Annotated in this window: 6 protein-coding genes; 1 reads left to right on the top strand and 5 read right to left on the bottom strand. The window is 38.1% G+C overall.

Annotated elements, in window-relative coordinates; genetic code table 11:
• Positions 1-101 precede the first annotated feature (101 nt).
• Positions 102-1469 carry an amino acid permease gene (locus tag PR800_RS16925; protein WP_102140118.1) on the top strand — a complete coding sequence of 456 codons (1368 nt, stop codon included), beginning with the start codon at positions 102-104 and terminating at the stop codon, positions 1467-1469.
• A 65-nt stretch (positions 1470-1534) separates the two neighbouring features.
• Here PR800_RS16925 and megL read toward each other — a convergent pair whose 3' ends face one another.
• From megL to PR800_RS16950, 5 genes are all read right to left on the bottom strand, one after another.
• A complete protein-coding gene (megL, locus tag PR800_RS16930; protein WP_195697650.1) occupies positions 1535-2737 on the bottom strand; it encodes a methionine gamma-lyase in 1203 nt (400 codons plus the stop codon).
• A 15-nt stretch (positions 2738-2752) separates the two neighbouring features.
• Positions 2753-3145, bottom strand: a complete 393-nt coding sequence (locus tag PR800_RS16935) for a hypothetical protein (RefSeq protein ID WP_094960905.1) — start codon at positions 3143-3145, stop codon at positions 2753-2755.
• A gap of 13 nt (positions 3146-3158) precedes the next feature.
• Entirely contained in the window at positions 3159-4346 is a 1188-nt protein-coding gene (locus PR800_RS16940) for an NAD(P)/FAD-dependent oxidoreductase (protein WP_102140122.1), read from the bottom strand.
• Between the two features lie 214 nt (positions 4347-4560).
• A complete protein-coding gene (locus PR800_RS16945; protein WP_375373126.1) occupies positions 4561-5106 on the bottom strand; it encodes a DUF1287 domain-containing protein in 546 nt (181 codons plus the stop codon).
• Between the two features lie 95 nt (positions 5107-5201).
• A complete protein-coding gene (locus PR800_RS16950; RefSeq protein ID WP_231068915.1) occupies positions 5202-5993 on the bottom strand; it encodes an endonuclease/exonuclease/phosphatase family protein in 792 nt (263 codons plus the stop codon).
• Positions 5994-7094 lie beyond the last annotated feature (1101 nt).

A 7094-nucleotide genomic window follows, 5' to 3' on the forward strand; every position in this document is an offset into this window, starting at 1 on the left:
GTAGCCACCTTAGGGTTCAATAAAGTACGTCCGACTTAATAAACAATACCGAAAGCCTATTCGGAACAATATATCGAACGAAGAAAAAGACAGGAAAAGACATGCAAAGTAGTGAACAAAATCAACTCAGAAAGGGACTGAGTGTTCGGCACATTCGCTTTATGGCTTTAGGCTCAGCGATTGGTACCGGCTTATTTTATGGTTCTGCTTCCGCAATTCAAGCGGCAGGGCCTGCAGTTCTCCTCGCTTATATGGTCGGTGGTGCTGCTGTATTTATGGTTATGCGAGCCTTAGGCGAGATGGCAGTGCATCATCCTGTACCCGGTTCGTTTTCTCACTACGCTAGCCATTACATGGGCCCCCTCGCTGGTTTTTTAACTGGCTGGAACTACGTATTTGAAATGCTGGTCGTTTGCTTGGCCGATATTACCGCTTTCGGGATGTACATGGGGTTCTGGTTCCCACATGTCGACCAATGGGTGTGGGTATTAAGTATCGTGCTATTTATTAGCGCACTCAATTTATGTCACGTCAAAATTTTCGGTGAAATGGAATTTTGGCTGTCTATCGTGAAAGTCTCGGCCATCATCGCAATGATTGTTGGTGGTACTTTCTTAATGTTCTACGGTTTCGGCCAAGAAACTGACCATGCGGTGGGTATCCAAAATCTATGGGAGCACGGTGGCTTTATGCCAAATGGCATTGAAGGCGTTATTGCCTCTTTAGCCATAGTCATGTTCGCATTTGGCGGTATTGAAGTGATTGGTATTACTGCCAGTGAAGCGCAAAACCCAGAAAAAACCATTCCAAAAGCAATTAATGCCGTTCCAATCCGTATTTTATTATTCTATGGGTTAACATTATTCATTTTGATGTGTATCTATCCGTGGAATCAAGTCGGTCAAAATGGCAGTCCATTCGTCCAAATTTTTGATAGTTTAGGCATTCAATCAGCGGCAAATATCTTAAATATCGTGGTCATCACTGCGGCAATCTCAGCGATTAATAGTGATATTTTTGGTGCAGGGCGCATGATGTACGGAATGGCGCAAGATGGACAAGCTCCAAAAGTCTTTACTAAGTTGACGAAAAGCGGTGTACCATGGGTCACTGTATTAGTAATGTCCGTTATTATGTTACTCGGTGTGTATTTGAACTACCTACTTCCAGAAAAAATCTTTGTGATTATTGCGTCAATCGCAACCTTTGCAACGGTTTGGGTGTGGTTAATGATCCTGCTTTCTCAAGTCGCCATGCGTCGCCAAATGAGTCCTGAAGAAGTTAAAAACCTGAAATTCCCAGTCCCATTTTGGCCAATTGGCCCTGCGGTTACTATTGCATTTATGGTCTTTGTCATCGCACTACTTGGCTTCTTTAAAGACACACAAGTTGCACTTTTAGTTGGGTTTGCTTGGGTCGCGATATTGAGTGTGACCTTCTTCATTATGCGTAAATTTCAAAAATCTTAACTAATTAACGCATCCACAAAATAAATAAAGGCCCTATATTTTATATGATATAGGGCCTTTTGTTATCAACTGAGCGCTTGCTTAATATCCGCAATCAAATCATCAACACTTTCTAATCCGACTGATAAACGAATAAGCCCATCACTAATCCCATACTGTTTCCGTTCCTCAGCAGTGTAAGTCGAATGGGTCATACTCGCTGGGTGTTGAGCCAATGACTCACAATCACCAAGACTAACCGCACAAGAAAATAACTGTAGGCGGTTTAAAAACTGCTTGCCCGCCTCAAGTCCCCCTTTAAGTTCAAAAGCAATCATGCCCCCGGGTAGCTTCATCTGCCTTTGAGCTAATGAGTATTGAGGAAAACTCGGTAAACCCGGATACATCACTTGAGAAACTTCAGATAGCGAGGCTAAATATTCTGCAACTTTCTGTGCACTCTCAACCAGCCTCTCCATTCTGATTGGTAGTGTTTTCATTCCACGTAATATGAGGTTTGCATCATGAGGGGATAGGCATGCTCCAGTCATATCTTTCAGTCCAACCAACCTGATTTGCTTAGCTAACGCCTCAGATGTAATAACCGCCCCAGCCATCACATCACCATGTCCATTCATATATTTAGTCAATGAATGAACGACGATGTCCGCCCCAAGTTCAAGAGGTTTTTGAATGTAAGGAGTGCAATAGGTATTATCAACGGTCACCAATATCTCTTGGTTATTTGCAAGATTATATTGACGAACGATATGGCTCACAGCGCTAATATCAACTAAACGCATGTTTGGGTTTGCAGGCGATTCGAAAAATATCATCCTTGTTTTTTCAGTGAGCGCCTGTGCGACATTATTTGGATCACTCATATCAATGTGACGAACTTTGATACCAAATCGAGCTAACCCATGGTGAAAGAATGCATATGTACAGCCATAAACCGTCATGTCAACTAACAGCTCATCACCTGGGTTCAGTAATGTCCAAAGAGTCGATGTTATTGCTCCCATCCCTGAAGAGAATGCAATTGCGGCGTCCCCCTCTTCTAAATCAGCAAGCCGCTTTTCCAACAAATTTAATGTTGGGTTATTTATTCGAGTATAAATATAACCGTTCGATTCACCGCTAAAACAAGCGGCACCTTCTTCAACACTATCAAATACGTAAGTTGACGTTTGATAAATTGGTGAAGCTAGTGATCCTAAATTTTCGGCTGCATCATAGTAATTATGTATCACACGCGTATCAAAAGAATACAGTCTATCTAATATCATACCACCTCCGAAATATTACCCCTCTTGAGGGGAAGACAATCGAGAACCCATTATTTGCAAGGTTCGTAAAACGGTACTAATTCCACGTAATGTATTTGGATCTTTTAATAAAGCATACACCGAACGAAAATTTGGATTTTTACTATTATATATTTCCTCCATTTTAGCCATATTATATGCAGTGCCGAATTCCCAGACTGGCGCTAGAGTATCCTCAAATGAGTTCGCCAGTTTTTCTACTGTGCTATTATCAGTAATATCAATAAGGTCAGAAATTAGAGAAAGTAAATCAACAATATTATCTAAACGGTTCAGTTGTAATAGCGGTGCTAATTTGTCTGCGAAATGATCACCCGACTCAGAATTAAGAAGTTCAATTAGTTTACTTTGATTTTCATTATTAGACATTTTGATTTCCTCCTTAAACTAAGCCACGAATAGCAGCCCAATAAATACCTCTATTAAAGCCATTTCTTAGTAATCCCCCTAATTTAGTCGGAGGCGTAGGAATAACATCGTGTTTATAATCGTATTGTAAAGGCATCCCTGCAGTTAATCCCATTTGAGCAACAGCTTGAACTCGCCCATCATAGATAGCTGCGGGATAACCATAAATTAATTCTCCGCATATATTATCAGCTATAATAGCAGCCTGATTATGACAGCTTCCTCCCGCTTTACTGATTGGTAAATCAACGGTATCACCTATAACATAAACGCCATCAACACCATAAACTTGCATAGTTTCATGGTCGGTAGGTAACCAACCTTCACCATTATTATGCTCACTTAATCCGGTATTAATAACTGCCTCAACCGCGGTAATCGGTGGAGTGCTAATCAGTAAGTCGAAATTTTGCTCATCACCTTCTTTCGAATAAGCTATTTTTTTATCTGGATCAACTTTATCTAAAGTAAACCCTCTCTGCGCTTTAATATTTTTAGCAGTAAATACCTCGGGAATAACTTCACAAACAGGTTGTTGCATAAATAAACAGTTACGCAATAATTGTGAAACTGTTGGATAAGTATAAACGATTTCAATATTATCCCTAACTCGACGTTTACGTAAAAACTCATCAATCATTAAAGTTGTTTCCATCGGCGCAATACCACACTGATGGGGCACATTCGGTGTTTCAGGGAATGATACTGTAATAAAAATTCGACCTTTTTCAATCTTAGCAAGTTGGTCAGCTAGCTTCCTTGATGCTTCATAAGCATAAAAGTGGTTACCGATATCTTTTAAACCTTCAATACGCTCAGGTTTAGGTACGCAACCTGTCGCTATCACAAGAAAATCATAATTATATTTTTTTCCATGTGTTGAGTTTAGCTCTTTATTTTTAAAATCAAAGTATTCTATTTTATCAATGGCTAACTCTATTTCAGGCCTTAACAGCTCTCTTTCAGGGCGACTCAGTTCATCCTTAAAAAATAAATTAAAAGCAACATACATAAATGCAGGTTTATAATAATGGATTGGATTATCAGTAATTAATGTTATTTTTATTTTCTTTGAAAAAATTTCTTTACTCAATTTTCTAGCAAGTGTATTTGCTAGCATCGTCCCGCCTGTCCCACCACCAACAATAACTATATTTTTCATAGAATTAACCGCCATTTATTTATGTTTTATACTTTATATGTTTAACCATTCATTTATAAATATAGTTCATGCAAAATTAATGCTAATACAATAATTAGCATATAATCAAAAAAACAACAAATTAAACTAATTACTTAAATATATAAAAACCCACAAAGAAGTTAATTTAAAATATTATAACCATAGTAATTATATTATATAAAAATTATCCCACTTAATAAGAATAATGCCCAACAATATCCCAACGAAATAAAATATCCTCAGCTACTTGGCCATATCCAATATTGTGCATAACTAAATAATTTTGTGTACTTGATGACTTTATCGAAGTTACAACACCGATATGTGGCCGACCATTACCCAAACGCCAAGAGACAATATCACCAGGAATATAATCACTGGCATTCTTTGAGATAGACTTATTTTTCCCTTTTCGCGAAAAAAAAGCCTCTAAATTAGGAACGCGACGATGATCAATATTTGTATCTGGCTTACGTAATCCCCATATACGTTGGCTGGGATATTGGCGAAAGTTTGCTTTCATGTCTTCATGTACTAATTTTTGTAAATCAACCCCCATTTTTCGGTAGCTTCGTATAACTACATCAGAGCAGACACCGTAGTGTTCGGGCACATCACCATTTGGATAAGAAATTTGTCGATAAGACGGGTCATAAATAACTAAACGAGGTAACTGTTCCGCATGTTTTGCCAACAATAAGCTAGATCCATTAGCTATTTGTGCAAAAAAGAAAAGGATGTATAAAAACGATGATTTCAATCTGATGTCCCCAATAAAAATAGCTCATCAAATCTACAATTAAATGCGAGGGAAAATAAGGGAGATAATCTTAATTACTTAGAAAGCGTAAATTTGGTCATAATAGGGTTATGATCAGATGCATCTGTCGGTAGTACAGTGCTATTTTTAACTTTCAATCCACGATAAAACACGTAATCCAAAGGACGGCCAAAAGCCTTAGTGCGGTAATCATCACTAAATACTATTTCTTTTAGACCCACACTACGAATAAATCGTTTTAGTGCATTTACCCGTTGCCTACTCCATGCATTAAAATCACCCGCAAGGATCACTGGCCCCACATGTTTAGCAATATGAACACCCAATTTATTTAGTTGCCGCGTATATACATCCACACCAAAACTGAAGTTAATTGCATGAACATTTGCGACCATCAAGTGCTTCCCATCTGGTAACGGGTATACTGTAATCAGCGCAGATTTAGCCAGTCGTAAAAGTGGTTCTTTTTCTCTTAAAGGACAGCAATATATCGGATGTGAAGCCGCAAGTGTCATCACTCCAGCTGGATGAGGTGAAAAAGGTAATGCAGGTACTTGATCAGCAATTAATTTGTGTGATGCAGCAAAAGATATTAGCTCAGGTGACATTTGAGCCTCTTGCAACAAAATAAGTTTTCTATCTTTTACTAACTCATTAAGAGTGTGCTTCCAATTTGGCCGTTGCTGTTTGTAAATATTCCATGTAACCACATCTAGGGTTTCACCCGCAGCGAATAGAGGTAAACCTATTGGAAGTGATTCACCTAACATATGTACAGGCATGGGCTGAATACGTTTAGCGGGCTCACCTGCAATATACCGAACAGAATAGGTTCTTTTGGCCAAATTTGAAGTCCCTATATCACAGAGAAATAATGAAAATCTTATAATTTTTGATTAATTACTGTGTGCAGTATATCAAATTTGAGTAGTTATAGCTTATCAAATTTAGCATAATCACCATCTTAACTATAAGGTCTTTAAATTTTACACAGAAATGTTCTGTTCTTCTTTTACTCTTCTTTTGAAATGATAAACATGTTAATTACTTGCTACTTTGTTCCCTTCTATCGGATTCACCACCTAAATAAACCGGGGTAAATACAATCCTCCTATCTATTTTTCTCCCATATTATCTCCCTCTATTCCTCTGCTACTAAAAAATGTGAGCTGTTACTTACTACTTTAGCTCAAGTGATTACATTCTCTGGAGTAATAGATAATTATCAATAAACTATATCTATTTGATTTCATTAGCTTTACTTCGCTTAATTAAGAAGTAAGTGAGTTGTTACTCACTACTTTATATCCAAAGTTTTCATTCACAGAGCCAATGCCACTAAGAGTCACCTATCGATTACCTAGCCTAACTCTCTCTTAGCTCTTTTTACCCCACAGCCATCACTTGTCTCCGCACGCTCTTCAACACGTGAGCTGTTACTTACCACTTTGACTCAAGTAATTACATTCTCTGGAGTAATAGATAATTATCAAAAAACCATATCCATTTAATTTTATTGACTTACCTGTACTTAATTAAGAAACACGTGAGTTGTTACTCACTACTTTGCATCTAAAACATCCATTCATCACACCAATACAACCAGTTATCCTCCATTACCCCTCCTAACTCCCGTCACCCCACCTCCATCGTCAGCAGCCGCCGTCCCATCTCAACAAGTGAGTTGTTACTTACTACTTTGGCTCAAATGATGTCATTCATCACCGTGATGGCAAAACACCCAGTTCACAACACTCACGTGATATTCTTAAAATTCTCTTTTCCACAAAAGAGCCTGTGAGTTGTTACTTACTACTTTATATCCAGAATTTTCATTCACCACGACCATCGATAAAGGTGTATTAATGGCTTTCCATAAGCCAAAGAGATGAAAAGGGGAGGAATAGCGTAAGAAATACAGGAATAAAGAAATAAAAAAGAGGAAA

This window comes from Providencia sp. PROV205 (genome assembly GCF_028479505.1).
GTDB classification, from domain to species: Bacteria; Pseudomonadota; Gammaproteobacteria; order Enterobacterales; family Enterobacteriaceae; genus Providencia; species Providencia huaxiensis.